The sequence below is a fragment of the Mesorhizobium sp. M6A.T.Ce.TU.002.03.1.1 genome, from assembly GCF_003997275.1.
GTDB lineage: Bacteria > Pseudomonadota > Alphaproteobacteria > Rhizobiales > Rhizobiaceae > Mesorhizobium > Mesorhizobium mediterraneum.
This window is the reverse complement of sequence record NZ_RZTI01000282.1, coordinates 1-1,200: the sequence shown is the minus strand read 5'-3', so window position 1 is coordinate 1,200 and position 1,200 is coordinate 1. Positions and strand designations below refer to the sequence as shown.

At 56.7% G+C, this 1,200-nt stretch carries 2 protein-coding genes; both read right to left on the bottom strand.

From position 1 onward, the window contains the following. Positions 1-55: 55 nt before the first annotated feature. Positions 56-580 carry an RES domain-containing protein gene (locus EOC93_RS33510; protein ID WP_126106364.1) on the bottom strand — a complete coding sequence of 175 codons (525 nt, stop codon included), beginning with the start codon at positions 578-580 and terminating at the stop codon, positions 56-58. After that, on the bottom strand, positions 577-963 hold the full coding sequence (locus EOC93_RS33505; RefSeq protein WP_095485403.1) for a hypothetical protein: 387 nt from the start codon (positions 961-963) through the stop codon (positions 577-579). The genes EOC93_RS33510 and EOC93_RS33505 overlap by 4 nt, the downstream gene beginning before the upstream one ends. Positions 964-1,200: the final 237 nt, after the last annotated feature.

Genomic DNA, 1,200 nt, shown 5'->3' with positions numbered 1-1,200 from the left:
GTGAAATGGCGGGCATGTGAAAATGGCGGGGGATCCCCCAACCGCCATGAAGCCATCATTGCCACGACGACTGATCGCGCGGCAACCGACCATCTGGATCATGCACATCTACCTTGTCGTCGGCCGTCAGATTGGCGCTGAATATGACGAGATTGGTGCCTCCCGCATGCTGAAGCGAAGGAAAAAGCAGGCCGCGGCAACCGGCCGTGATCAGTATGTCGGAGAGTTTCCACGATGGCGGCGTCTTCTTGTCGATACGCGCGATAAGACGCCATTTACAATCCCATTCCGCCCATTCGGGACCCCAGATGAGGGGATCATACCCCGTCGACAAATCTACAACCTGATCCAACGTGACCTTGTAGGCCGCTAGTGTCGCTGGCGGAGTAATTGAAGCTCCCTGGCGATATTCATCGAGAGCCGTCTGCGGCGCGCGCGAGAGATAAAGCGCTTCGATCCCGGGTCGATTGAACCTACCTCCGTCAATCGCCGCACCGGCGCCGCTTACCGGAACATATGCCCATCTCGGCGTCAGGTAGCGATGGAAGACCTCGTCCGGCCCAATGCGGACGAGCTTCATCCGCGCGCGCCGTTTTCCAAGTCGCGGAGATAGCTCAACACTGCTTCAAAATGCCCTTCGGCCACCAATTCGGCTGCGGTCTTGTGATCGTATTCGGCGATCGGCTCGTTTCGATACCAGTAAATTGCTTTGCTAATATCTCCGGTGAGCGTCGCCGCGGCCGTGATCGCCTTGATCATTTCGCGCATCCGGCTTTGCAGTCGCTCAGAGGCCGGATTGCGAAGCGTGTTTCGGTGAACACCCGTCAGATCGGCCAGGTTCGTCACCTGGACACCAAGCGCTTTTGAAAAGCGTTTTGGTGAAATGTAAGGTGTGCGAGGTTCCTGAAGGCTCTCCACGAAGCCCGACACCATGGCGGCCTGCGTATTCTGAGCGATTGTCATCGGTCTTCTCCAGCGCTTGTGATGACACTTGTCTGCACAATATGTGCACATCTCTTTGCATATCAAGTGCCGATTGCCTCGGTCAGCGCTCAGATCAAAGAAAGTAGCCATCAACGGCGACGGAATTCTCGCCTTCTCGAAATGCCAAATACGAAGCGTCTGCTACGTCAACCCTGTCGGCGTGAGCTTCGCCAGCTCACTACCGACAGGGATGCGCCATTAGAGCCAGGTCTAGGC

Coding starts and splice junctions, on each gene's coding strand:
- EOC93_RS33510 (WP_126106364.1), bottom strand. CDS start 580: ATGAAGCTCGTCCGCATTGGGCCGGACGAGGTCTTCCATCGCTACCTG.
- EOC93_RS33505 (WP_095485403.1), bottom strand. CDS start 963: ATGACAATCGCTCAGAATACGCAGGCCGCCATGGTGTCGGGCTTCGTG.